The sequence below is a fragment of the Bacteroides reticulotermitis JCM 10512 genome, from assembly GCF_000517545.1.
Lineage (GTDB): Bacteria > Bacteroidota > Bacteroidia > Bacteroidales > Bacteroidaceae > Bacteroides > Bacteroides reticulotermitis.
The window spans coordinates 19,367-45,792 of record NZ_BAIV01000026.1 but is presented as its reverse complement, the minus strand read 5'-3'; the positions used below and the strand labels follow the sequence as shown (position 1 = coordinate 45,792).

Annotated in this window: 18 protein-coding genes, 3 pseudogenes and 1 riboswitch; of the genes and pseudogenes, 15 read left to right on the top strand and 6 right to left on the bottom strand. The window is 44.1% G+C overall.

Annotated features, from left to right (window positions below; translation table 11 throughout):
- Positions 1–2: 2 nt before the first annotated feature.
- Positions 3–443 carry a MarR family winged helix-turn-helix transcriptional regulator gene (locus JCM10512_RS15155; protein ID WP_044164447.1) on the bottom strand — a complete coding sequence of 147 codons (441 nt, stop codon included), beginning with the start codon at positions 441–443 and terminating at the stop codon, positions 3–5.
- A 462-nt stretch (positions 444–905) separates the two neighbouring features.
- Between JCM10512_RS15155 and JCM10512_RS15150 the strand changes: the two genes are divergently transcribed.
- On the top strand, positions 906–1,790 hold the full coding sequence (locus JCM10512_RS15150; RefSeq protein ID WP_044164445.1) for an AraC family transcriptional regulator: 885 nt from the start codon (positions 906–908) through the stop codon (positions 1,788–1,790).
- 16 nt (positions 1,791–1,806) lie between these two features.
- Here JCM10512_RS15150 and JCM10512_RS15145 read toward each other — a convergent pair whose 3' ends face one another.
- Complete coding sequence (locus JCM10512_RS15145) at positions 1,807–2,100, bottom strand: hypothetical protein (protein ID WP_044164444.1); 294 nt, start codon at positions 2,098–2,100, stop codon at positions 1,807–1,809.
- Between the two features lie 250 nt (positions 2,101–2,350).
- On the opposite strand from JCM10512_RS15145, the gene JCM10512_RS15140 reads away from it, so the two are divergent.
- From JCM10512_RS15140 to JCM10512_RS15105, 9 genes are all read left to right on the top strand, one after another.
- Positions 2,351–3,466, top strand: coding sequence for a universal stress protein (locus JCM10512_RS15140; protein ID WP_044164442.1), 1,116 nt, complete (start codon positions 2,351–2,353; stop codon positions 3,464–3,466).
- 956 nt (positions 3,467–4,422) lie between these two features.
- Positions 4,423–5,754, top strand: a complete 1,332-nt coding sequence (locus JCM10512_RS15135; protein ID WP_044164439.1) for a sigma-54-dependent transcriptional regulator — start codon at positions 4,423–4,425, stop codon at positions 5,752–5,754.
- Positions 5,755–6,052: 298 nt separating this feature from the next.
- Positions 6,053–6,136, top strand: coding sequence for a K(+)-transporting ATPase subunit F (gene kdpF, locus JCM10512_RS24915; RefSeq protein WP_081741356.1), 84 nt, complete (start codon positions 6,053–6,055; stop codon positions 6,134–6,136).
- A 12-nt stretch (positions 6,137–6,148) separates the two neighbouring features.
- On the top strand, positions 6,149–7,855 hold the full coding sequence (gene kdpA, locus JCM10512_RS15130; RefSeq protein WP_044164437.1) for a potassium-transporting ATPase subunit KdpA: 1,707 nt from the start codon (positions 6,149–6,151) through the stop codon (positions 7,853–7,855).
- Between the two features lie 4 nt (positions 7,856–7,859).
- Complete coding sequence (gene kdpB / locus JCM10512_RS15125) at positions 7,860–9,893, top strand: potassium-transporting ATPase subunit KdpB (RefSeq protein WP_044164435.1); 2,034 nt, start codon at positions 7,860–7,862, stop codon at positions 9,891–9,893.
- Positions 9,894–9,907: 14 nt separating this feature from the next.
- Complete coding sequence (locus tag JCM10512_RS15120; RefSeq protein WP_044164433.1) at positions 9,908–10,480, top strand: K(+)-transporting ATPase subunit C; 573 nt, start codon at positions 9,908–9,910, stop codon at positions 10,478–10,480.
- 51 nt (positions 10,481–10,531) lie between these two features.
- Complete coding sequence (locus JCM10512_RS15115; RefSeq protein WP_044164431.1) at positions 10,532–11,659, top strand: sensor protein KdpD; 1,128 nt, start codon at positions 10,532–10,534, stop codon at positions 11,657–11,659.
- Between the two features lie 12 nt (positions 11,660–11,671).
- On the top strand, positions 11,672–13,150 hold the full coding sequence (locus JCM10512_RS15110) for an ATP-binding protein (protein WP_044164429.1): 1,479 nt from the start codon (positions 11,672–11,674) through the stop codon (positions 13,148–13,150).
- A gap of 92 nt (positions 13,151–13,242) precedes the next feature.
- Entirely contained in the window at positions 13,243–13,497 is a 255-nt protein-coding gene (locus JCM10512_RS15105; RefSeq protein WP_044164428.1) for a hypothetical protein, read from the top strand.
- Between the two features lie 75 nt (positions 13,498–13,572).
- Here JCM10512_RS15105 and JCM10512_RS15100 read toward each other — a convergent pair whose 3' ends face one another.
- A complete protein-coding gene (locus JCM10512_RS15100; RefSeq protein ID WP_044164426.1) occupies positions 13,573–14,478 on the bottom strand; it encodes a mechanosensitive ion channel family protein in 906 nt (301 codons plus the stop codon).
- A 131-nt stretch (positions 14,479–14,609) separates the two neighbouring features.
- Positions 14,610–14,706, top strand: a riboswitch (TPP riboswitch).
- Between JCM10512_RS15100 and JCM10512_RS15095 the strand changes: the two genes are divergently transcribed.
- The 3 genes from JCM10512_RS15095 to JCM10512_RS15085 are packed head-to-tail and all read left to right on the top strand — an operon-like array spanning position 14,707 to position 18,170.
- A complete protein-coding gene (locus JCM10512_RS15095) occupies positions 14,707–16,944 on the top strand; it encodes a TonB-dependent receptor (RefSeq protein WP_044164424.1) in 2,238 nt (745 codons plus the stop codon). It begins immediately after the preceding riboswitch.
- A 9-nt stretch (positions 16,945–16,953) separates the two neighbouring features.
- Positions 16,954–17,550: a nicotinamide riboside transporter PnuC gene (gene pnuC / locus JCM10512_RS15090; RefSeq protein WP_044164423.1), complete on the top strand. Its 597-nt coding sequence runs from the start codon at positions 16,954–16,956 to the stop codon at positions 17,548–17,550.
- A complete protein-coding gene (locus tag JCM10512_RS15085; protein WP_044164421.1) occupies positions 17,547–18,170 on the top strand; it encodes a thiamine diphosphokinase in 624 nt (207 codons plus the stop codon). Before pnuC ends, JCM10512_RS15085 begins: the two co-directional genes overlap by 4 nt.
- Positions 18,171–18,465: 295 nt before the next feature.
- Here the strand turns inward: JCM10512_RS15085 and thrC are convergent, their stop codons facing one another.
- The 3 genes and pseudogenes from thrC to thrA all read right to left on the bottom strand — a co-directional run bounded on the left by thrC (position 18,466) and on the right by thrA (position 23,468).
- Complete coding sequence (gene thrC / locus JCM10512_RS15080) at positions 18,466–19,767, bottom strand: threonine synthase (RefSeq protein ID WP_044164420.1); 1,302 nt, start codon at positions 19,765–19,767, stop codon at positions 18,466–18,468.
- Positions 19,768–19,800: 33 nt separating this feature from the next.
- Positions 19,801–21,022: pseudogene (locus JCM10512_RS15075) on the bottom strand (cofactor-independent phosphoglycerate mutase).
- Positions 21,023–21,033: 11 nt separating this feature from the next.
- Positions 21,034–23,468: pseudogene (gene thrA, locus JCM10512_RS15070) on the bottom strand (bifunctional aspartate kinase/homoserine dehydrogenase I).
- A gap of 398 nt (positions 23,469–23,866) precedes the next feature.
- On the opposite strand from thrA, the gene JCM10512_RS15065 reads away from it, so the two are divergent.
- Positions 23,867–24,907, top strand: a complete 1,041-nt coding sequence (locus JCM10512_RS15065; protein WP_044164418.1) for an asparaginase — start codon at positions 23,867–23,869, stop codon at positions 24,905–24,907.
- 149 nt (positions 24,908–25,056) lie between these two features.
- Positions 25,057–26,422: pseudogene (gene radA, locus JCM10512_RS15060) on the top strand (DNA repair protein RadA).
- Positions 26,423–26,426 lie beyond the last annotated feature (4 nt).

Genomic DNA, 26,426 nt, shown 5'->3' with positions numbered 1-26,426 from the left:
TTCTAATGGTTTGATTTATTCAATTTATTGGATAATATTAATAATTGGGATATTATTTGTTGTTGATCAACACTCTGGTAGGTCTCTTCCCTCATCTGATCAATCTGTTTCTTAGCTATTTGATACAGCCTACTCCCTGAATAGGTTAATTCGATTTCAACCGTGCGGGTATTCACAAGCCCTCGTTCGCGAATGATTAAGTTGCGCTTTTGCAGATTTCTTAATATAGTAGAGGTAGTCATCGGATCTATCTGCGTTCTCTCTGCCAGATCGACTTGAATCACGCCCTTCTTTTCTCGCGTGCTCTGCCATATGGCCGCAAGCAAATCATACTGACTGCACGTCAAGTCAAATTCTTCCAGAACAGCCCTCTTTCTTTTATTTAGTTGCTTGGCAACTCGCCATATCAGGTTATCCACCCGCTGCGTATTTTTTTGTTCCATTGTTTCAACTTTTTCTTTAAACGTTCATTATTATAAGTCCACTTAATCTATGTTTCGAAAAAAGTAGGACATGTGCCCTAACTCTTTCTAATTTCTGTGTTTGCAAAGATCCCGGCTTTCAACAAATAATTACTCATCTTATATGCCCCATAAATGTCCATATTTGCACATTCGCCTTTTTTGCCGCTTAAAAAGCCTTAAAAGGAGGATTTAGCTATAAATAAGCATCTAAAAGGCGGATAATATCATAAATAACCTTTTTGGAAGTCCATTATCGACATACACACTGTACCAATTCGCCTCAATAATGTTCCTTTTTGCCGATTTAAAGAAATAAAAGACTCTTCTATACCAATTATATGATATATTTGCAGCAATGCTTCAGGACATAGATAATGAGTTAGGGCTGCAATTACCTAATTTTCTATAAAATAGTGAGCGTGAATAAAAAAACTGATAAGTATGACAAAGAACAAGCTGGAAAGACTTAAATTCTCTGATATTTCCGAATCTTCTCCTTACATCATCAAAAACTTCATCGCATCTAACAACCAGAGAGATAAATTGGATATTTCTTTCGACTATCCATTCTCTATCGATGCAATCGTTTTTATTATCTGCCTGAAAGGGCGTGGGAAAGTAAAGATCAACTTCAAAGAGTATATAGTGGAGGAGAATAGTATTTCAATTATTCTACCCAATCAAATCGTAGAGAAAATAGATCATTGTGAGAACCACGTTGTCGAAGTACTTTGCTGTTCGATTGATTTCCTGTCAGATCTACCGTTTCCGAACAATTTTGAATTACCTAGAAGAATCGCAGAGAATCCGATACTCAAGGTAACCCCCGAAGAGATCCAACATCTTTTAAGATACCACTCGTTTATTATTGAGACATTCAATGGTAAGCAAAATCAATTTCAAGAGAAAATTATTAAAGGATTATTATTTTCTTTACTAATGGAAATTGGAACTATTTATCTGGAGCAGGAAGGGGATATCGCACCTTGTGAAAAGATGTCGTCCAGAAACAAAGAGATTGTACAGCAGTTCATGACACTTTTGAAAGAACACTTCAAAATCGGGAGAACCGCTTCTTTTTATGCTGACAAGATGTTTATTTCACCTAAATATTTATCAGCCGTTCTGAAAAAGGAAACCGGAAGAGCTATTAATTCGTGGATTGAACAAGCCGCCATCATGGGAGCCAAGATGATGCTAAAATCGACCAATCTGACCGTACTGCAAATATCTGAAGAGCTAAATTTCCCCAATCCGTCTTACTTTGGCCGTTTCTTCAAGAAAAGCACGGGAATGACTCCTAAGTATTATCGCGAGAAAGTATAAATCCGCTTAAGCGGATTTATACCAAGAACGGATGTAACTCCGAGCTCGTCTTTATATCGTCATAAGTCTTGACCGAGATGTCTATTTTCTTAAAGAATTCCGCAGCATCAGGCTGTTCCTCCGGGATGTAAATCACATCAACTTTCTTATTCAACATCCACAGGGAAACGTAATTGATATTGAGATTGGGAATACTATTTTCTTCCAGATCGGCAATACTATCATTAAGCATACTACATACCAAAACTCGAACAGCTTTCGTATTGAACGCTTTCATCTTCTTATCTCTTAAAAACAGGGCTACTTTCATGGGCTAATCGTTTTTAATTAAACAACGTTTTCACAGTCCATCACACAAACATCCGACTGCACTACAAAGTTCAGTATAGTAAGCGAGATAATCGTGACCCTTATTCCCGCAAAAATGTCCTTATATGGATCACACTTCAATAGTTATTCACAGATAGAGATAAATGGAATACTTTTAAAGTCAATAAGATCATCACCATCCTCTACTATTAAACTAACTTTGTAACGAGGAACCAATAAATAAGAAAATCATGAATGAACAACTACTGACACTTGCTACGCATACAAAAGCAAAAGCCCGTATATTAAAAGACATTCTGGAAAAAGAAGGTGTATCGGCCTATCTGGAAAAAGTAGACGATAACGATTCTGCTGTCGAAAACTTTTACATCAAAGTAAAAGCAGCTGACTTGACCAGAGCTATGGCAGTGATAGAAGCCAACCAGCTATTTAGCTATAGCGATCAGGATACTTATAAAATAGACGATGGACGTCGCCGCATTCTCGTTGCGGTAGATTTTTCCTCCTATTCTATAAAGGCGTGTCAGGTGGCGTTCAACATCGCTCAAAAAACAAACGCCAAAGTGAAGATCCTACATGTATACAATAATATATACTTCCCCTCACATATTCCTTTTGCCGACAACCTAAAGGAGTCGCCGGAAGAGGGGTTATTGAACACCACCCGCAAACAAATGCTCAGTCTTTGTTGGGATATAGACCAGAAAATCACCGATAAGGAATGGCCTTCGGTCAATTATTCCTATTCAATACGGGAAGGCATTGTAGAAGAAGAAATCGATAACTTCGTATTGGAGTATAAACCCTTCCTACTCATACTAGGAACTAAAGGTAGTCACGCCAATCAGAACAACTTTATCGGTGATGTGACAGCCGATGTTATTGAGATGACTAATGTCCCTGTGCTGGCTGTTCCTGAGGGAATCCGTGTAGAAGATATTTTGAAAGTGAAGCATATCGCTATACTAACGAATTTGCAATCAAGGGAGATGACGCATTTCCATAAATTGGTGACTATCTTGTCCTTGTATTCGGATATCAAAATCACGCTGGTTCACATTATCAATCCAGACAGGAAGAAGAAAAGGGAAGTGTGGTCGGAACAAGAACTAGCCCAAATGAAAACCCGTTTTATTGAGAAATATAAGCATTTCAACATCGATTATGAATTAATCGATTCACCGGATACCACTGCCGCGCTCGCTTCCTTTATCGAAGAGAAAGATGTAACAGTGATATGCCTCAACACACGCCGCCGGAACCTGTTCGGGCGAATATTCGTTCCGAGTGTGTCACGAAAACTATTGGAACGTTTGAATACAGCTCTATTGGTACTTCGTGGATAAGTAGCTTATCATAAAATCCCTTTCAATAATTTGACCTAACCAACTAAGAAGCCGTTGCGAAAGTTCTTCGGATTAAACGTCCGAGACTTGTAGCAACGGCTTCTTTCGGTTTAAAACGAGAAGAGCCACACATAAATCTTTGTTAATCTACGCTAGAAAAAACTGTTCACCACTACTACTCATTAAGTGCAAGCTAGAAGATGCATTACATCGATAGCTAATCAACCTGCATGATGCGTTTTTCAAGTGAGTGAACAAATGCAATCGACTGTATGACTAAGTCACTTTTTGGCATAAATCACTATCCCACAAACCAATACAATGCGCATACTTTTTTGAGACTCGGCTTTTTAATAAATAACTCCCATTTCCAAAGGTAGCATGCTTTACCAAATTCCCTTCAATAGTTAGTAGTAAACAACCAGAAAAAGACATTTTTTCTCATTTGATTTAGCTGTTGCACAATATGTGGAACAGGTGACTCACAGTTGTGGAACAGCTGTCCCACAATATGTGAATTACCTGTCGCACATTATGTGAGTTAGCTAATTAGAGCGAATAACTAGAAAAAACGACTGCACAAATGTACGAATAGGGATCTACATTATAGATTGAAAAAAGCCTCTTTGGTTCATTAGAGACTCTATTTTTCAGGGAGAAAGCAAGCCATGCTGAACGCTCATCAAAATAAAGCGATATCAAAAAGAAGACGCAATATAAATGACTGACATTCTGAAAGATATGCAAAAAAGTGACTATGACAACATACTCAAGTAAAACATCCTGCAAAATGCTTATATTAGGCCCCGTTGATGAAGAAACATTCTACACATATGCCACCTGATGATCAGAAGCGGACAGCAGCTGTAAATGCCTTTTCATAAAAATCAACCTCTTTTCTTCATTCGGAAGATATATTTTCCTAATTTTGTACGATAGTTATAATCTTACTCCCTATGGACAGGCTATTGATAATTGATGACGAACCTATGATTCGCAAACTCCTCTCGCGAATGATGGAGCTTGAAGGATATGAAGTGCTGCAAGCCACCGATTTCTCTTCCGGCCTAAAATTGCTAAAACAACATCTCCCACAAGTGATACTTTGCGACGTATTTCTCCCGGACGGAAATGGAGTTGATATGGTTCCTGAAATTAAAAAGATCCATGCCGAGTGTGAAGTTATTCTGCTAACTGCTCACGGCAATATTCCCGATGGAGTGCAGGCTATTAAAAACGGCGCATTCGATTACATCACCAAAGGAGACGATCACAATAAAATTATTCCGATCATTAGTCGTGCCATGCAGCAGGCTAAAAAGAATCAGGGTAAAATCGCAGTTCCGGCATCATACTCGTTTGAGTCTATACAAGGAAACTCCCCAAGCGTACAACAAGCTGTATCCTTAGCGCAAAAGGTTGCCCGAACCGACGTCACCGTACTCTTAACCGGAGAAACAGGAACAGGCAAAGAGGTCTTTGCCCAAGCTATTCACCGTGCCAGCCTCCGGGAAAAAGGCGAATTTGTTGCGATCAATTGTTCCGCGTTTGGCAAAGACCTGCTCGAGAGTGAGCTATTTGGCTACAAAGCAGGTTCATTTACCGGAGCTATAAAAGATAAAAAAGGATTGTTTGAAGTAGCCGACCGTGGTACTCTCTTTTTGGATGAGATCGGTGAGATGGCTTTCGAACTACAGGCGAAACTCCTCCGCGTGCTTGAAACCGGAGAATATATCAAGATTGGTGACACCAAGCCTACTCAAGTTAACGTACGGATCATCTCAGCGACTAACCGCGATCCCAAAAAAGAGATTGAGAAAGGAAACTTCCGCGAGGATCTCTACTACCGCTTATCCGTATTCCAAATTCATCTTCCTCCGTTGCGTGAGCGCAAAGAGGATATTGAGTTATTAACCACTGTCTTCCTAAACCAGCTGTCGGCTAAACTAAATAAAACAGTTACCGGCATGACCCCGGAGTTTCTGGCAACCTTAAAGAACGCCGAGTGGAAAGGAAATATCCGCGAATTAAGAAATACCATAGAACGAAGTGTCATTGTCTGCGATAAGCAACTGACCTTACAAGACTTACCTTTGGAACTGCAAAATGTAACGATGGAGAGTGACGGGAAGAATGTATCCGACTTCGAACTCGCTACTATCGAGCGCCGACACATCGCCAAAGTATTGCAGTACACCAATGGGAACAAGACTGAAGCGTCGCGACTGTTGAAGATAGGTTTAACCACACTCTACCGCAAAATAGAAGAGTATAAAATAAACCTGTAAACGCTCTCCCTTACCAAAACAACAAGGAGACCTTTTCAAAATGGAATGGTTCCTTTTTTGCGTCCTATTCGGATTGCTGAAAAGTTCAACTGTCTATCAAAGGCTTAGGGTCGGTCGCACAAACTTGGCACATGATTCGTTTATTAAGGTATAAACAGTCTAATAAATTAAAACGTGATCGAATTATGGAGGTCTTTTCAGTTGAATTTGCAGTTTGCCTACTCAGTATTATAGCATTTATAAAGTTGTTTTATATTTGCATTGATTGGTTTGAGAATATTTAAAGAAAGGAGAGAATATGTGGTACACAATATTATTTTTAATAGGTATTATTATGTTTGGCTATCTGATCTATGTATTAATCAAGCCGGATAAATTTTAAAGAAGAAAAGTTATGCATACAGAATATCTAGGTGTTATAGCGCAACTCGTCTTGGTGTTGCTACTCAGTTATCCGACGGGAAAATACATAGCTAAGGTTTATAAAGGAGAAAAGACGTGGTTAGACTTCATGAAACCATTGGAACGGTTGATGTTCAAACTGAGCGGCATCAATCCGAACGAGGAAATGAATTGGAAACAATTTCTCAAAGCCTTGCTCACTGTCAATTTTTTCTGGTTCTTCTGGGGTATAGTACTTCTCCTAGCTCAAGGTAGCCTTCCGCTCAATCCGGATGGAAACATCGGGCAAAGCATTCATCAGGCATTCAACACAAGCATCAGTTTCATGGTGAATAGTGACCTGCAACATTATAGCGGAGAGAGCGGCCTGACTTACTTCACGCAGTTGTTTGTTATAATGCTATTCCAGTTTATCGCAGCAGCTACAGGTATGTCCGCTATGGCAGGTATAATGAAAGCACTGGCTGCCAAGACGTCCCAAACAATCGGCAACTTCTGGAACTTCCTCGTATTAAGCTGCACCCGCATTCTACTTCCACTTTCGCTCATTGCCGGTCTGTTCTTAATCCTTCAAGGCGTTCCGATGGGATTTAATGGTAAAATGGATGTTACCACGCTCGAAGGAACAACCCAACATATTTCGCAAGGACCGGCAGCAGCCATCATCGCTATCAAGCAACTCGGTTCAAACGGTGGCGGCTACTTTGGCGCCAACTCCGCCCATCCGTTGGAGAACCCGACGTACCTGACCAATATGATAGAAGGCTGCTCCATCTTATTACTACCCATGGCTATGTGTTTGGCCTTCGGCTTCTATATCAACCGCAAAAAACTAGGATATACCATATTCGGCGTGATGCTGACCGCCTACCTGATAGGCACCTGCGTCATTATCGGACAAGAGACTCAAGGCAATCCACGCATCGACGCTTTGGGTATTGCTCAAACAAACGGATCTATGGAGGGTAAAGAAGTACGCCTCGGTGCAGCGGCTACTGCCTTTTGGGCTGGTTCCACTACGGCAACATCCAATGGATCGGTCAATGGTATGCACGACTCCATGATGCCGCTTTCCGGAATGGTAGAGATGCTGAATATGCAGATCAATGCCTGGTTTGGAGGTGTCGGCGTTGGTTGGATGAACTATTTCACTTTCCTTATTATTACTGTCTTCATCAGTGGATTAATGGTGGGGCGTACTCCTGAGTTTTTAGGAAAGAAAGTAGAAGCTCGTGAAATGAAGATCGCCTCCATTCTTGCTCTACTCCACCCATTTATCATCCTATCGGGAACGGCACTGGCCGCTTATCTGTTTACACACGCTCCCCAATTGGTGGCAAGTGAAGGCGGATGGCTCAACAACCCGAGTTATCACGGACTGAGCCAAATGCTATACGAATTCACCTCTTCCGCTGCCAACAACGGTTCCGGCTTTGAAGGATTGGGTGACAACACCTGGTTTTGGAACTATTCTACCGGATTGGTACTTCTTTTGGGACGCTTTATCCCAATTATCGGACAGGTAGCTATCGCGGGTATTCTTGCCAAAAAGACCTTCATCCCGGTAAGTGCGGGAACATTAAGCACAGACACAGCTACCTTCGGAGTGATGACATTTGTTATAATCTTCATCGTTGCAGCGTTGTCTTTTTTCCCAGCACATGCCTTAAGTACGATTGCCGAACATTTAAGTTTATAGAATTATGAAAGATAGCAAATCAACTGCCTTACTTCAGAAAGAGCAGGTACTATATAGTTTGAAACAATCATTCGTGAAACTAAATCCGCGAATGATGATCAAGAATCCGATCATGTTTACCGTAGAGGTTTGTACAGCCATCATGTCCGTAGTGATGATCTACTCGCTATTTGATGACACACAGGGATCATTCGCTTATAACACATGCGTGTTTGTCATCCTATTCATTACGCTCCTCTTCGCCAACTTCGCCGAAGCCATTGCGGAGGCACGTGGTAAGGCACAAGCAGACAGTCTGCGAAAGACTCGCGAAGAGACCCCTGCCAAACTCGTAGTAAACGACCAGATTGAGCAAATAAGCAGTTCGCAATTGAAAAAAGGCGATGTATTTGTTTGCGAGGCCGGTGATACGATTCCGGCTGACGGAGAGATTATCGAAGGATTGGCTTCGATTGACGAAAGCGCCATTACCGGCGAATCGGCTCCGGTAATCCGTGAAGCGGGAGGCGATAAAAGCTCGGTCACCGGTGGTACCAAAGTATTATCCGACCACATCAAAGTGATGGTAACCACACGCCCGGGAGAAAGTTTCCTCGACAAGATGATTGCCTTGGTGGAAGGTGCTTCGCGCCAGAAAACGCCGAATGAGATTGCGTTAACGATTCTGCTGGCAACCTTTACGCTGGTCTTTATCATTGTATGTATTACCTTAAAACCGTTAGCCGATTATACCGGTACGGTTATCACGATTGCTTCTTTCCTCTCGTTGTTTGTCTGTCTGATCCCGACAACAATCGGAGGGTTGCTATCCGCCATCGGTATTGCCGGTATGGATCGTGCGTTGCGTGCCAATGTTATCACCAAGTCAGGGAAAGCAGTAGAAACAGCCGGCGACGTGGATACGTTGTTGCTTGATAAGACAGGTACGATCACCATCGGCAACCGCAAGGCGACTAAGTTCTATCCGGTTGCGGGATTGGACGAACAGGCTTTTGTTGAAGCGTGTCTGTTATCCTCGGCATCCGACGAGACGCCTGAAGGTAAGTCGATTATTGAGTTGGGACGGGAACTCGGTTTCCGCATGCGCAACCTGAATATCGAAGGAGCCCGTATGATTAAGTTTACCGCCGAGACCAAAAGTTCCGGCATCAACCTCAAAGACGGAACGGAAATCCGAAAGGGCGCATTCGATGCCATACGAACCATTACCGTTGCTGCCGGAAACGCTTTCCCAACAGAAACGGAAGAGGTGATACACAATATAACTAGCAATGGCGGTACACCGTTGGTGGTATGCATCAACAAGAAAGTAGCCGGAGTTATCGAGTTGCAGGACATTATCAAGTCGGGTATTCAGGAACGTTTCCAACGTTTGCGTAAAATGGGTGTCAAGACAGTGATGGTAACCGGGGACAATCCGTTGACAGCCAAACACATTGCAGAGAAGGCCGGAGTCGACGATTTCATTGCCGAAGCCAAGCCCGAAGATAAAATGGAATATATCAAGAAAGAGCAAGCAGCCGGTAAGCTGGTTGCCATGATGGGAGATGGAACCAATGACACCCCGGCACTCGCACAAGCCAATGTGGGCGTAGCCATGAATAGCGGCACACAAGCGGCCAAAGAAGCCGGTAACATGGTCGATCTGGACAATGACCCGACCAAGCTGATTGAGATTGTCGAAATCGGCAAACAGTTGCTAATGACCCGCGGTACACTGACTACTTTTTCCATAGCCAACGACGTGGCTAAATACTTTGCCATCGTCCCGGCTCTGTTCATGGTCTCTATCCCGCAACTCGCGGCACTGAATGTTATGGGGCTGCATAGCCCTGAAAGCGCTATTTTATCGGCAGCTATCTTTAATGCGATAATCATCCCCTTACTTATCCCGCTAGCTTTGAAAGGGGTGCAGTACAAACCGATCGGTGCATCCGCTCTGTTACGACGCAATCTCTTGCTCTACGGAGTAGGCGGAATTCTGGCTCCGTTCGTCGGTATTAAATTGATCGATTTATTGGTAGGACTTTTCTTTTAATAAATGAAGTAACAATGAAGAATTTAATCAAATCATTCAGACTAACTCTTGTATTCTGCGCATTCTTTGCCATATGCTATGTATTGGTATTGTGGATATTTGCACAGGTAGCCGGACCAAATTCCGGGGATGCCGAAGTGCTAACTGTTGACGGGAAAGTCGTAGGTTCTACCCATATCGGCCAGCAATTCACGCAAGATATATATTTCTGGGGACGCCCCTCCTATGCCGGTGACGGATACGATGCTACGCGCTCCGCAGGAAGCAATAAAGGACCGACAAACGAAGCTTACCTGAAGGAAGTCGAAGCTCGCATCGACACCTTCTTAATTCATCATCCCTATCTCAATCGTGCGGAAGTTCCTGCCGAGATGGTTACCGCTAGTGGTTCCGGTCTGGACCCGGATATAACCCCTGCCTCTGCCTACGTACAGGTGAAACGAGTAGCGCAAGCACGCCACCTGTCCGAAGAAACAGTCAAGGCATTGGTCGACCAAGCTGTTGAAGCTCCTCTATTGGGACTTTTCGGCCCCAAGAAAGTCAATGTACTCAAACTGAATATCGTATTGGATAAATCAGCCAAATAGTCGAGCCGTAAATTTAATCTTGATCCTTATATCGTATAGCAAACAAGTGTCATGAAGAAAAGAGAGGAAAACGTACAATACTTTTTAGACTTGATCAAACGCTCGAGGCGTGGAAGATTCAAGATTTACATCGGTATGATAGCCGGTGTAGGGAAGAGTTATCGTATGCTGCAAGAAGCACACGAGATGCTGGACAACGGTGTCGATGTACAAATTGGCTACATCGAAACCCACGGACGGGCCGGAACGGAAGCTTTATTGGAAGGATTGCCTGTCATACCTCGTAAAAAAGTCTTCTACAAAGGGAAAGAATTGGAGGAGATGGACTTGGAGTCAATTATCCAATTACATCCGGAGCTGGTAATTGTAGACGAATTAGCCCATACGAATATAGAAGGTAGCCGCAATGAAAAACGTTGGCAAGATGTAGTCGAACTATTGGATGCCGGTATCAATGTGATTTCCGCAGTCAACATTCAGCACATTGAAAGCCTGAACGAAGAGGTGAAAAGCATTGCCGGTATTGAGATTAAAGAACGCATCCCCGATAAAGTATTGCAAGATGCCGACGAGGTAGTAAATATCGACCTGACTGCCGAAGAACTGGTCAACCGGTTGAAAGCGGGTAAAATATACAGCCCGGAGAAAGTACAACTGGCCCTGAACAACTTCTTCAAGACTGAGAACATCCTCCAACTCCGCGAGCTGGCCTTGAAAGAGGTCGCTTTCAAGATTGGGAAAAAGGTGGAGAACGAAGTGATTCCGGGAGATAAGAAAGTACGTCATGAGAAGTTCTTGGGTTGCATCAGTAGCAACGAAAAGACACCGCGTCATATTATTCGCAAAGTAGCCCGCCTTGCTTCCCGCTACAACACGGAGTTTTATGTACTCTATGTGCAAACGCCGGCCGAGAGCAGTGACAGAATCCGATTGGCTACACAGCGACATTTGCTAAATCACTTCAACCTCGTAACCGAACTTGGAGGCGAAGTCATACAAGTAGCCTCCTCGAACATCATAGACGAAATAATTGAGACTTGTCGCGATCGTCAAATCACAACGGTCTGTATGGGACATCCGGCTTTTAGCTTCCCGATGGTTTTGGTAAACATACCCAAATATAAGAAGTTCCTCCACTTTCTAGCTGAGACGGACACTGATTTAATTATACTTACTTAAAACAATATCTGTATGAATATAAAGACGAAACTAACATTAGCCATTGGTATTTTGGTGGCAATGATTGTATTGCTGGTAATGCTCTCCGTGGTAAACCTGCAAATATTGACCGCTACTGAGCCGAATAGTCCGGCAGCCGATCTCGGACTACAACGGGCGCTGCTTTGGATCTCCATCGTAGGGGTAGCATGTATCTGCACAGGTGTTGGAATCTGGGTGCGTCTGCCCGCCTCCATTAGTAACCCAATCAAGGAGATTACGGGAGGTATTCAAGAAATAGCCAACCATAATTATGAAAAGCGACTTGATCTGGGCAATAATCAGGAGTTTATCGAAGTTTCGAAGAACTTCAATCGTATGGCAAAACGTCTGGCCGACTATCATGCCAGTACGTTATCCGACATGAAGGCTGCTAAAAAGTATATGGAGACCATAATCAACAGCCTCAACGAACCAATCATCGGACTGAACAACGAACTGGAGATTCTCTTTATCAACGATGAGGCATTGAGTGTTCTCAACCTGAAACGTACTGAAATCATTCAGAAATCAGCCGAAGAGATTGCCTTGCGCAACGACTTGCTTCGCCGACTAATCCGAGAGTTAGTTAGCCATCCGGGAGAGACTGCTACCGAAAGCAAGGAAAAGGCCAGAGAAAAGAAAGAGCCGTTGAAGATCTATGCCGACAACAAAGAAAGTTTTTTTCAGGTTAAATACATGGGAATTACACAACCCGGCAAGAATGGGGTGACCTTGGAGAAACAAGGATACGTCATCATGCTGAGAAATATAACAGAGTTCAAAGAGTTGGATTCAGCAAAGACTTCTTTCATATCTACCATTTCACACGAATTAAAGACACCGGTATCTGCCATTCTAATGAGTTTGCAATTGCTGGAGGACAAACGCATTGGCGCACTCAACGGTGAACAGGAAGATTTGGCGGACAGCATCAAAGAGAATAGCGAACGTTTGTTGAGCATCATCGGGGAGTTACTGAATATGACTCAGGTAGAATCGGGCAAGCTACAACTGAAACCGAAGATAACCAAACCGATCGAGTTGATCGAGTACGCCATCAAAGCGAATCGTGTGCAGGCTGAAAAATTCAACATCCAGATTGAAGTGGAATATCCGGAAGACAAGATAGGCAAACTCTTTGTCGACAGTGAAAAGGTTGCCTGGGTCTTAACCAACCTGCTATCTAATGCCATTCGTTACTCCTCGGAAAACGGACGGGTGATTATCGGTGCACGTCAGACAGATACGGGTACGGTAGAAATGTACGTGCAAGATTTCGGTAAAGGAATCGACCCGCGTTATCATAAGAGCATCTTCGATCATTACTTCCGGGTACCGGGTACGAAGGTACAAGGAAGTGGCTTGGGATTATCCATCTCCCGGGATTTTATGGAAGCGCACAACGGCAGCCTGACAGTAGACAGCGAACTGGGGAAAGGAAGTACCTTTATTATGCGTTTTAATTCTTAAACTTAATGTATGTTAGATGTGATTTGCTCACTGAACTTTATGCAATATCGGAATGTTATCTAGAAACCAAAACTTTTTAAAATATAGCAAACATGGAAAAATATTTGATTCATAGCAACGAACTGCATCTGATCGACAAACAGAAGATACATCAAGCAGTAGAAAAAGTAGTAGAGTCTCTTGAATTAGCCGCAGGTTCAACTAACAACTTCGATCTTTATCAGGTCGTAGAAAAGTATTTCACCGATTTGGATACGCGAAGTAAAATCAATCGGTTGGTAGGAGTAGCCGAAGAAGAAGAGGAACTGGCAGGTTATTTCGGCCTTAAGCAAGAAGACTTCGAATAATCATAAAGAGTATTATAAACAATCAGGCTGTCTTTTCAACAGCCCTGATTGTTTATGAAAATAAATACGAGAATATCAGCTTCCTTTATGCAATGTAAGCTGCGGAAATGGGAAGTTGATACCTTCCGCATTAAAGGTCTCGTAAATTTCTTTGTTTATATCGAAATAGACATCCCAATAGTCTTCTCTTTTCACCCAGACGCGTATCACCACATTCACACTGCTGGCATCCAAAGCGTGGAGAGCCACAAAAGGTACCGGATCATCTAGCAAACGCTTATCCTGCGCCAATAGTTTTCGAACAATTTGTTCGACCTTATTATAGTCCTCGCCATAATCAATGCCGATAATCCACTCGACCCGTCGGGTATTCTGATTGCTATAGTTTACAACAACCCCACTACTTATCGCACCATTAGGTACATAAATCATTTTATTGTCTGCTGTAATAAGTATTGTATGAAAGATTTGAATCTCTTTCACCGTTCCACTTACGCTCTGGCTATCGATCCAATCGCCTACTTTATAAGGTTTAAACAACAAAATGATCAAGCCACCGGCGAAGTTCTGCAAGTTACCCGACAATGCCATACCGATAGCTACACCGGCAGATGCAAGTAAAGCCGCAAACGAAGTTGTTTCAACTCCCAAAGCTCCGACCACCGAAATAATCAGCAGAACAGTCAGCAGTATATTGACTAAGCTCCTGACAAAACTTTTAATGCTGACATCAACTTTCCGACGATCCATCAAACGCCCGATAAACTTATTGAGTAACGCAATAAGGAAACGCCCGACAACGAAAACAATCGTCGCAATTAAAATACGTTCTCCGGCACGTATACCGAAATCAACAAGTTGTTCGGTTATAAACGATAACTTATCCAGACCATCTGCTTTATCCATTGCCTGTTCGACTATATCCTTTGCGCCTGCTTGAATGGAATCCGCCAACTGAGTTGCTTGTAATAATAGTAACATACCTATATGTATTAAAGTCAATAAAAAGAGTTACTTCTATATTTTATTTGCGTAGCAAAATTACACTGTTTCCTCTAATTACAAAAGATTTTCTTGCATTCTTGCTGTAAAAAAACTAAGTTTGCAGTCGATTCGCTGAGTAGGGGTGCCTTAATATGACGGGCTGAGAACATACCCATGGAATCTGAACCGGGTAATGCCGGCGTAGAGAACTAACAAATTAACGAAATGAAAAAGAATGTAATGATGGCTGTTGCCCTGACGGGTATCGGCTTCACGTTTGTACAGGCACAGAGACATACTGAGTCCGACAGCCTTCGAGTTATCAACTTACAAGAGGTACAAGTAGTGTCTACACGTGCTACTTCCAAGACACCGGTCGCTTACACCAATATCAGTCAGATGGAACTTAAAAAGGTTAACTTCGGACAAGATATACCCTATCTGCTAAGTATGACACCTTCCACGCTGACTACCTCCGATGCCGGGGCCGGAATCGGTTACACCACCCTCCGGGTGCGCGGAACGGATGCTACACGTATCAATATCACCGTAAACGGCATACCGATGAACGATGCGGAAAGCCACAATTTGTTCTGGGTCAATATGCCCGACTTCTCTTCTTCCGTAAAAGATATGCAAGTGCAACGGGGAGCCGGTACATCAACCAACGGAGCGGGAGCATTCGGTGCCAGTGTCAATATGCAGACCGAAAGCGCATCGATGAAACCTTACGCCGAGTTCAATGGTTCCTACGGATCGTTCAATACCCATAAGGAAACAGTCAAAGTAGGAACGGGACTGATCAATAACCATTGGACATTCGATGCCCGACTGTCCAACATCGGCACGGACGGGTACATCGATCGAGCATCGGTGGACTTGAGCTCCTACTATCTGCAAGGGGGCTACTTTGCCGGAAACACGTCGGTCAAACTGATCGCCTTTGCCGGAAAAGAGAAAACGTATCACGCCTGGAACTATGCCAGCAAAGAAGAGATGGCTGAACATGGCAGACGATACAATTCGTGTGGTAAATATAAAGGGGATGACGGTAAGCAACATTTTTATGACGATCAGACTGACAATTACCTGCAAAAGAATTACCAGTTACTCTTTAATCATGCATTTTCACCGATATGGAACCTCAACCTGGCGTTACACTATACCAAGGGAGACGGTTACTACGAGGAATATAAAGATGGCCGAACGCTGGTCGAATACGGACTCAAACCATTCATGCTCGATGGAAAAGAAGTATCAGCAAGTGATTTGGTTCGCCAAAAGAAGATGGATAATAAGTTTGGTGGAGGAGTATTCTCGCTCAACTATACCGGCAAAGGCCTGACAGCTTCGTTGGGTGGCGGACTCAACCAATACCGCGGCAATAACTTCGGGAAGGTGATCTGGTTGAAAAACTATATCGGAGCATTGGATCCGGGACATGAGTACTACCGCAATAACTCCCGCAAAACGGATGGTAATATCTATTTGAAAGCCAGCTACGACCTGACCAACGAGTTGAGCGCCTATGCCGATCTTCAGTATCGCCACATCAATTACACCATCGACGGCGTAAACGATAAATACGACTGGAACCAATTGGCACTTCGCCCATTGGCTGTAGATAAGAAATTCGATTTTTTCAATCCCAAAGTAGGACTTAACTGGAGCATCACACCACACCAACGGGCTTATGCTTCTTTCTCTGTCGCCCAAAAAGAACCGACACGCAACAACTACACCGACGGCGACCCAAGTGCCTATCCGAAAGCGGAAAAGCTGTTGGATTATGAACTGGGATATGCCTTTGCGAACGAATGGCTGACAGCAGGAGCTAATTTCTATTATATGGATTACACCGACCAACTCGTGTTGACCGGTTCATTGAATGACATCGGTGAGGCGCTGACGGAGAACGTACCGGACAGCTATCGCATGGGAGTCGAGCTGATGTTCGGTATCAAACCATGCAAATGGTTCCGTTGGGATATCAATGCGACATGGAGCAAAAACCGCATTCAGGACTTCGTAGAAAGCATTCCGGTGTACGATGGTTGGAAATTACTAGAAGTAGTCGATGTCACTCATAAAAGTACCCGTATCGCTTTCTCACCGGACTTCTTGCTGAACAACCGTTTCGCTTTCACGTACAATGGGTTTGATGCTTCTCTTCAGACGCAATTTGTAGGCAAACAGTATATGACCAATGCCGAGGTGGAAGCTTTGACATTGGATAAATACTTTGTAAGCAACCTCAACCTGGCCTATACGTTCAAACCGAAGAAAGTTGTGAAAGAAGTAACACTGGGCTTTACTGTCTACAACCTCTTCAACGAGGAGTATGAGAACAACGGATGGGCTTCCAGCTCGTATGCCAAAGATGTAAACCATCGGGTAGACTCTGCCGGTTATGCCGCACAGGCCGGAACCAATGTACTGGGACATTTATCGATTCGCTTTTAATCGAACTATATGGAGTTGAATTACCTCGAAATCTTCGGTACCTTTGTCGGCCTCATTTACTTGTGGCTGGAATACCGGGCGAGCATTTATTTATGGATAGCAGGCGTCGTGATGCCTGCTATCTACATCTTTGTGTACTATGATGCCGGCCTATACGCGGATGTCGGCATCAATATCTACTACCTGATAGCAGCTGCCTACGGTTGGGCGATATGGATGAAGGGAAGTTGGAGCAAAGCGAAGAAGAAAGCGGAGGCCGATGCACCGGATGAACTTCCGATCACCCATATGCCACTTCGTTTCTATCTGCCGGTAACGGCCGTTTGCCTGATTGCTTTTCTAGGAATTGCCTGGATCTTAATCAGCTATACCGACAGTAACGTCCCTTGGCTCGACAGTTTCACCACCGCACTGAGTATTATCGGGATGTGGATGTTGGCACGTAAGTTCGTAGAGCAATGGTTCGCTTGGATCATTGTCGACATCGTGTGCTGCGGACTCTATATCTACAAAGAGCTTTATTTTACGTCCGGTTTATACGGACTTTATTCCATTATCGCTATCTTTGGCTACTTCAAATGGAAGCAAATGATGAAAGCCCAATGATAAACAAAGCATATATCCCTGAAGCCGTGATACTTGCCAAAGGCGAATATCCGTCTCTCCCACTTCCTCTGCAATTATTGGAAGAAGCCCGTTATGTGGTCTGTTGCGACGGAGCCGCCAACGAATACATCTCCCGCGGCCGTACACCGGATGTGATCATCGGTGACGGTGATTCGCTTTCACCGGAAAACCGTGTGAAATATGCCGATCTCATTCAACATATTCCCGATCAGGAGACCAACGACCAGACTAAAGCTGTACATTACTTGCAAAAGAAAGGCGTACGGAATATTGCGATCGTAGGAGCGACCGGGAAACGGGAAGATCATACACTGGGAAACATCAGCTTGCTCATCGACTACATGAGAAGTGGGATTGAGGTACGTATGTTTACCGATTACGGAGTATTCATTCCGATACAACATACGCAAACATTCGCTTCACAAGTCGGGCAACAAGTATCGATCTTCAACTTCAACGCCAAAGGGCTACGAGGCGAAGGCTTGTTTTACCCACTGAGCGATTTCAACAATTGGTGGCAAGGGACGCTGAATGAAGCAACAGCCAATGAATTCACCATTCATTGCACAGGAGAATACCTTATTTTCCTCACGTATTAAGTTCACAATTATTCATATGACTAGTCTCTTTTTTTTAAAGAACGCATTAATTCTCCGAATCAATGCCGGTAGATTTATGCGATATGCAAAGGGATCACTTCAGATACCGGTTGTGTTCTTTGCTTTCTTATAGAGAACATAACTAGGGCATCGGTTTGTTGCGATCGTGCCAACGGGTGGAAACAGTTGTGCCACCGTACTGGCACAACTGTGACAATGCGATGGCACGGCTGTGCCACTGCAGTGGCACAAATAACTTATTCGATTAAACCAATTCCAAGGTTAGGCAATCAGTTTAGAGAGCAAGCAGGTAGTTCTTGAAATCCGCAAATTCTTTTGTCATCGACAGGTTTTGCTTCTCTCCCTTCATAAACTCTTGTAGTTTGACAGGCACCTCTACCTTTTCACCTAAGATGGCTTCCACTGTTTCCAGAAACTTAGCCGGGTGAGCGGTTTCAAGGAACACACCGATCTCGCCGGCTTGCAAACCTTCTTCCAACGCACGATAACCACATGCACCGTGAGGATCGAGCAGGTATTGATGTTTCTCCCATGTCTCCTTTACAGTATCCCGAATCTGCTCGTCGGTATACGTAGTTCCCGAAACATCGGCGGTAATCGCTTCATGAGAAGCTCCATACAGATCGAGCACGCGAGCAAAGTTACTCGGATCGCCTACGTCCATGGCATTGGCAATCGTAGCAATAGACGGGCGAGGATTGTATTGGCCCGTTTGCAGATACTGGAAGAATATGTCATTGCGGTTGTTAGCTGCAATGAAGCGTTTCACGGGAAGGCCCATCCGTTTGCCGAACAATCCGGCAGTAATGTTACCGAAGTTTCCGCTAGGCACACAGACAACCAATTGGTCTGCTTTTCCGGCACGTTTCAACTGGGCATACGCATAGAAATAGTAGAAAGCCTGCGGCAAGAAACGGGCTACATTGATCGAGTTGGCAGAAGTCAACGAAAGGTGTTCGTTCAATTCTTTATCCATAAACGCTGACTTCACCAAAGCCTGGCAATCGTCGAACGTTCCGTCTATCTCAAGAGCCGTAATATTCTGTCCCAGTGTCGTAAACTGCTTCTCTTGTATTTCGCTGACTTTTCCTTTCGGATAGAGCACATATACATGAATACCTTCTACGCCCAAGAATCCGTTGGCAACAGCACTCCCCGTATCTCCGGAGGTAGCCACCAGTACATTCACATCTTTCTGTCCTTCTTTCTTAATGAAGTAACCCAATAGGCGGGCCATGAAGCGTCCGCCTACGTCTTTGAAAGCCAGTGTCGGTCCGTGAAACAATTCCAACGAATAGATACTTTCCGTCACCTGTACCAAAGGAACATCAAAGTTGAGCGTATCGTATACGATCTCTTTCAAGATATCGGCCGGAATGTCTTCGCCAAAGAAAGCGTCTGCCACCCGGTAGGCTATCTCTTGGAAAGACAGCGTATCGATCGTGTCGTAGAACTCCTGCGGAAGTGGTTTGATGGTTACAGGCATAAAAAGCCCTTTATCGGAAGCAAGCCCTTTCACAACAGCTTCTTGCAACGAAGCCATCGGCGCTTGCTTGTTTGTACTATAATAATTCATAATCGTTATTTCTTCTTGCGCTACAACTTGCACTTACTCTGTAGCACCACAATTCATAAACAAATTAATAAACTCGTCTTCCTTCAGCAGGCCGCAGTCGCCATTAGAGGCAGCCTCTTCGTCGTATGTCTGCACCTCATCAGGCTTAATGCCCGGATACCAGATCAGGAAAGGAATAGGGTCAGAGGTATGCGTACGAAGTTCGCAAGGGGTAGGATGGTCCGGAAGTACGGCTATGGCAACCGGTTCTTCCCAGTCTTTTACCGCTTCATAGATAGGGCCTACCGCCCGTTTGTCGAGATTCTCGATCGTTAGCAATTTCAAGTCGATATCTCCTTCGTGTCCGGCCTCATCGCTAGCTTCAATATGCAGATAAACGAAATCATCCGTTTTCAACGCTTCGAGGCAGCGGCAACCTTATTCTCATAATTGGTATTATAAAGTCCGGTAGCTCCTTCAACTGCTATACGGCGCAAGCCGGCATAGTAACCGATCCCGTTAATGAGATCGACAGCCGAAATAACGGCTCCTCTTTTTACTTGCGGAAAGGTATCAGCCAACAATGGCATCTGCGGACGGTAACCCGGACTCCACGGCCAAATACTGTTAGCCGTATCTTTTCCTTCGGCCATACGCTTCAGGTTGAGCGGATGATCTTTCAGCAATTCCTGCGATTTCAGAATCAGTTCGTTTATTAGATCGGCAGTTTCCTGTGCTTCCGGCACCAGAGCTTTTACCATCAACGGACCGAAAGGTTTTAGCGGAACATCGTGCGGAGGCGTGCAATCAATCTGTTTATTTCCTCCTTTGATCACCAATAAATGGCGGTATTGTACTCCGGAATGAAAGCGTACGCGATCGTTTCCCAGCTTTTCTTGCAGGAATTGGATCAATACATCGGCTTCCTCCGTAGATATATGACCGGAAGAGTGATTCTTTAGAATCTCTTCTTCCACACAAATCAGGTTACAACGCATAGCCATTTCACCGGGTTGTAAATCAATCCCAATGCTGGCAGCTTCCAACGGGCCGCGTCCTTCGTACACTTTAGGTAGGTTGTACCCAAGCACAGACATATTGCTACTTCGCTTCCCGGATGAAATCCGGCGGGCACTGTTGCCAATCTTCCGTTACGTCCCATTCGGGCTAATAGATCCATATAAGGCGTCTTTGCGTATTGCAAAAGCGTCTTGTTTCCCAGTGACTTCACAGGCCAGTCGGCCATTCCGTCACCCAGTATGATAATATGTTTCATAAGACAGACAATTAAACGTTTGCAATACTCATGATGTCGGCAAATACTCCGGCAGCTGTTACATCGGCTCCGGCACCGTATCCCTGAATCATCATCGGATACTCTTTGTAGCGCTCGGTCGTCAATAGGATGATATTATTACTACCTTCCAAGCCGTAAAACGATGATTGGCTCCTACTTCCTGCAGGCCTACGGATGCTTTGCCATTGTCTAACTTGGCAACAAAACGCCAATGCTTATGTTCTGTTTCTAAGACTTGGCGGCGTGCTTCAAAGTCAGCGTCCAGGCTCGGTACACGTTTCCAGAAGTCATCCAACGAGCCATCGAAGAAATCAGTCGGTACAAAAAGATTGGTCTCCACATCTTCCTGCTCAATACAGTAACCTGCCTCACGAGCCAGAATCACCAGTTTACGAACCACATCTTTACCACTCAGGTCGATGCGTGGATCGGGTTCGGAGTACCGTTCTTCCTGCGCCATCTTGATGGTACGGCTAAAAGGAATATCGGCACTGATCTTATTGAAGATATAGTTCAGCGTACCCGAAAGAACAGCTTCAATCTTCAATATCTTGTCTCCACTGTGAATCAGGTCGTTTATAGTGTTAATAATTGGGAGTCCGGCTCCAACATTAGTTTCAAACAAGAACTTCACACCACGTTGGCGGGCAATTGTTTTCAGTTCCCGGTAGTTTTCGTAAGCCGAAGAGGCCGCGATCTTATTGGCAGCTACCACCGAAATATTATGTTGCAAGAAATCCTTATAGAGCAAAGCAATGTCCGGGCTGGCAGTACAGTCAACAAATACTGAGTTGAAGATATTCATGCCGACCACTTCCTCGCGAATGGCTTCCAACGAGCTTTCTTTTCCTTTATCTTTGAGTTCCTCACGGAAGTTAGCCAAGTCAAATCCCTGACGGCTGAATATCGCTTTCGAAGCATCGATAATACCTACGACATGCAGCTTCAAGCCATTTTCTACCATAAGTTTCTGTTGTTGGCTTCGAATCTGCTCAACCAAGCTTCCTCCTACCGTACCCACTCCACAAATAAACAGGTTCAGTACCTGGAATTCGGAGAGGAAGAAAGAGTCATGAATTACGTTGAGCGATTTGCGCAAGGACTTAGAATCGACTACAAACGAGATGTTGGTTTCCGAAGCTCCCTGTGCACAAGCTATCACGTTAATACCATTGCGGCCCAATGTACCGAACAACTTACCGGCAATACCCGGTGTATGTTTCATATTTTCGCCTACAATAGCTACCGTAGCCAGATCTCTCTCGGCCAAGATCGGCGAGATTTCTCCAACTTCGATCTCTTTGACAAATTCATCATTCAGGACTTCACAAGCAAGATCGGCATCGGCATTACGCACGCCAATCGAAGTACTGTTCTCCGAAGAAGCTTGCGACACAAGGAATACACTGATTCCGTTTTTAGCCAGCGCCTTGAATATGCGGTAGTTGACACCAATTACCCCTACCATACCGAGTCCCTGTACGGTAATCAGGCTTGTATCGTTGATAGACGAGATACCCTTAATCGCTTTACATTCCGGACTGGTTACATTTTGCTTGATAACAGTGCCTACACCGTCAGGATTAAACGTATTCTTTATTAATATAGGAATATTTTTATGATAGACCGGATAGATGGTTGGCGGATAAACCACTTTAGCGCCAAAGTTACAAAGCTCGGTCGCTTCTACATAACTCAATTCAGCAATCGTATAAGCGGTAGAGATAACCCGCGGATCGGCAGTCATGAAGCCGTCCACATCAGTCCAGATCTCCAGACTATTGGCATCAAGCGCTGCTGCAATGATAGAAGCGGTATAATCGGAACCTCCACGTCCCAGGTTGGTCACGTTTCCGGTTGTCTTGTCCGAAGAGATAAATCCCGGCACTAAAGCCACTTTCGGTATCTTTTGAAAAGCCGCTTTCACCAAACTATTGGTAAGGTCTACATCCAGTGTATCCTTATTATGTTTCTTTTCAGTTTTAATAAAGGTACGTGAGTCATACCATTCGGCTCCTTCGATCAGTTCGGCAACCAAGACCGACGATAATCGTTCACCATAACTTACAATGGTATCGGCTGTTTTTGAAGAGAGATCTTTGATCAGATAAACTCCCTGAAAAATATCTTTCAGTTCATTTAGCAGTTCACCAATACGTCGCAACAACCCTACTTGCCTTTCACCAGCCGGAACAACTTCTTTAATCATCTCTACATGGCGAAAAACAATCTCACGAAATTCTCCTTCGTAAGCCGGGTCACCGGTGGCTGCCATCTTCGATGTGTTAATCAATCTGTCGGTTATGCCTCCCAAAGCGGAAACAATAACAATAACCGGCTCGTTGGCCGACTCAACAATTCTCTTTACGCTTAAAATGCTGTCCACGGAACCTACGGATGTCCCGCCGAATTTCATTACTTTCATGAAGATACTTATTTAATACAATGCCCTGTGTAATCACTTTTAAATACAGGACGATTGATTGTTTACGAATAAATTAAAAATTGTTTTTGCCTAGTCTTATAGGCGTGAATCACGTAGATACACAAATACTATCCTCAACCCCTAAGGGTGGTGGTGCACATGGATGTGACTGTATGCGGATAGTACTTCATCATATACCTTTTTTCTACATTTGTTTTGATAAGTGTCGCAAAAGTAATAATAAAAACATTCAAACTATCACTTTTTTCGATTATTTTCTAATAAAAAGAATCATTTCAATCCTCAGCACCCCCTATAGCCCCCTTATTTTTATGACACTTTGCTACATTTTTATAAAACATATTCTTATATTTGCGAATAATACAGTTTAAAACCAGATGACAACAAACCCAAACGCTTCCGTTTTGTTAATATACACCGGCGGAACAATCGGTATGATTGAAAATGCCGAAACAGGAGCATTAGAGAATTTCAATTTTGAGCAATTACAGAAACATATTCCCGAATTGCAAAAATTTAACTTCCCGATCGTCACTTATCAGTTCGATCCTCCAATGGATTCTTCCGACATGGAGCCGGAGGCTTGGCGGAAATTGGTTCGAATCATAAACGATAATTACCATCTCTATAATGGGTTTGTTATTTTGCATGGGACAGATACAATGGCTTACACCGCTTCCGCTTTAAGTTTTATGTTGGAAGGATTGACCAAACCTGTTATTCTCACCGGCTCGCAACTGCCGATCGGTGTACTCCGGACCGATGGTAAAGAAAATCTAATGACAAGCATTGAGATAGCCACCGCACATGATGGTGAAGGCAAACCGCTGGTTCCGGAAGTCTGTATCTTCTTCGAGAATCACCTGATGAGAGGTAATCGTACAACAAAGATGAATGCGGAGAATTTCAACGCATTCCGTTCGTTTAATTATCCGGTGCTGGCCGAAGCCGGGATTCACATCAAATACAAAAACTTGCAGATTGACTCTTACACGGAAGATAGCGAGTTGAAACCTCATTATTTGCTAGATACCAATGTGGTTGTACTCAAGCTTTTCCCCGGCATTCAGGAGAATGTGATTACGGCTATCTTAAAGATTGAAGGATTAAAAGCAATTGTACTGGAAACCTATGGATCGGGAAACGCTCCTCGCAAGGAATGGTTCATACGCCGACTTTGTGAATCGAGCAAACAAGGCATCGTCATAGTCAACGTCACACAATGCAACGCTGGTACCGTAGAGATGGAGCGGTATGAGACAGGCTATCAACTGATACAAGCAGGCGTTGTCTGCGGCTATGACAGCACAACCGAATCGGCTGTCACCAAATTAATGTTCTTACTCGGACATGGGTATACGCCCGATGAGGTGCGCGAACGTATGAATCAATCCATTGCGGGCGAAATTACCATCTAAAAGAACAGACGACTCCTATTCACCACGTAATAGGAGTTTTTTTATTTAGTTCGGATGTATTGCTTCCGTTTTTTGAGCTATTGTTTTGACATTGCCCAGTTTATATCTACTTTTGTAGGGTTTGAGTTCCAAAAAGAAAAAGATAGAAGATGGCTAAAGAGAAAACCGTATATGTGTGTAGTAACTGTGGACAGGATTCTCCCAAATGGTAGGCAAATGCCCATCGTGTGGGGAGTGGAATACGTATGTAGAAGAGATTGTACGGAAAGAGCCAAGCAACCGACGGGCAATGGGAGGCCTTGAAACGCCTAAAGCAAAGCCCCTTTCGCTCAGTGAGATAGAACCGGGCGAAGAAGAAAGAATCGACATGCACGATGAAGAACTAAATCGCGTGCTGGGAGGCGGTTTAGTACCGGGCTCTCTGGTTTTAATAGGCGGCGAACCCGGTATCGGTAAATCGACCTTGGTGCTGCAAACCGTATTGCGAATGCCGGAAAGAAAGATCTTATACATATCCGGTGAAGAGAGTGCGCGACAGTTGAAACTGCGTGCCGACCGTCTCGGACAGATCTCCAATGATTGTCTTATCGTTTGCGAAACGTCACTCGAACAGATTTATGTTCACATCAAAAATACCAATCCGGATTTAGTTATTATCGATTCCATACAAACCATTTCTACCGAAAGCCTTGAGTCCTCTCCCGGAAGCGTAGCGCAAGTTCGGGAATGCTCCGCGGCTATTCTTCGGTTTGCCAAAGAAACCCATACGCCGGTACTGCTGATCGGTCATATAAATAAGGAAGGTAGCATTGCCGGCCCGAAGGTTTTGGAGCATATTGTCGACACGGTTCTCCAGTTTGAAGGTGATCAGCACTATATGTATCGCATCCTGCGCAGCATAAAGAATCGCTTCGGTAGCACAGCCGAACTGGGTATTTATGAAATGCGGCAAGACGGGCTGCGTCAGGTTAGCAATCCGTCGGAACTTCTGCTGAACCAAGATCACGAGGGAATGAGCGGTGTAGCTATCGCTTCCGCAATCGAAGGGGTACGTCCTTTCCTGATAGAGACACAAGCTTTGGTTAGTTCGGCTGTATACGGCAATCCGCAGCGTTCGGCTACGGGATTTGATATTCGCCGGATGAATATGCTGTTGGCTGTTCTCGAAAAACGGGTCGGCTTCAAGCTGGCACAAAAAGATGTCTTCCTGAATATTGCCGGTGGCTGAAGGTTAACGATCCCGCCATCGACCTGGCAGTGATTAGCGCCATTCTATCTTCCAACATGGATGCAGCCATCGAGCAGGAAGTTTGTATGGCAGGAGAAATCGGTTTATCAGGCGAAATACGTCCCGTCAACCGAATCGAACAACGAATCGGAGAAGCGGAAAAACTCGGTTTCAAACGTTTCCTGCTACCTAAATACAACCTGCAAGGAATCGACCGAAAGAAGATAAAGATCGAACTGGTTCCGGTACGGAAAGTAGAAGAAGCGTTCCGTGCATTATTTGGATAAAACT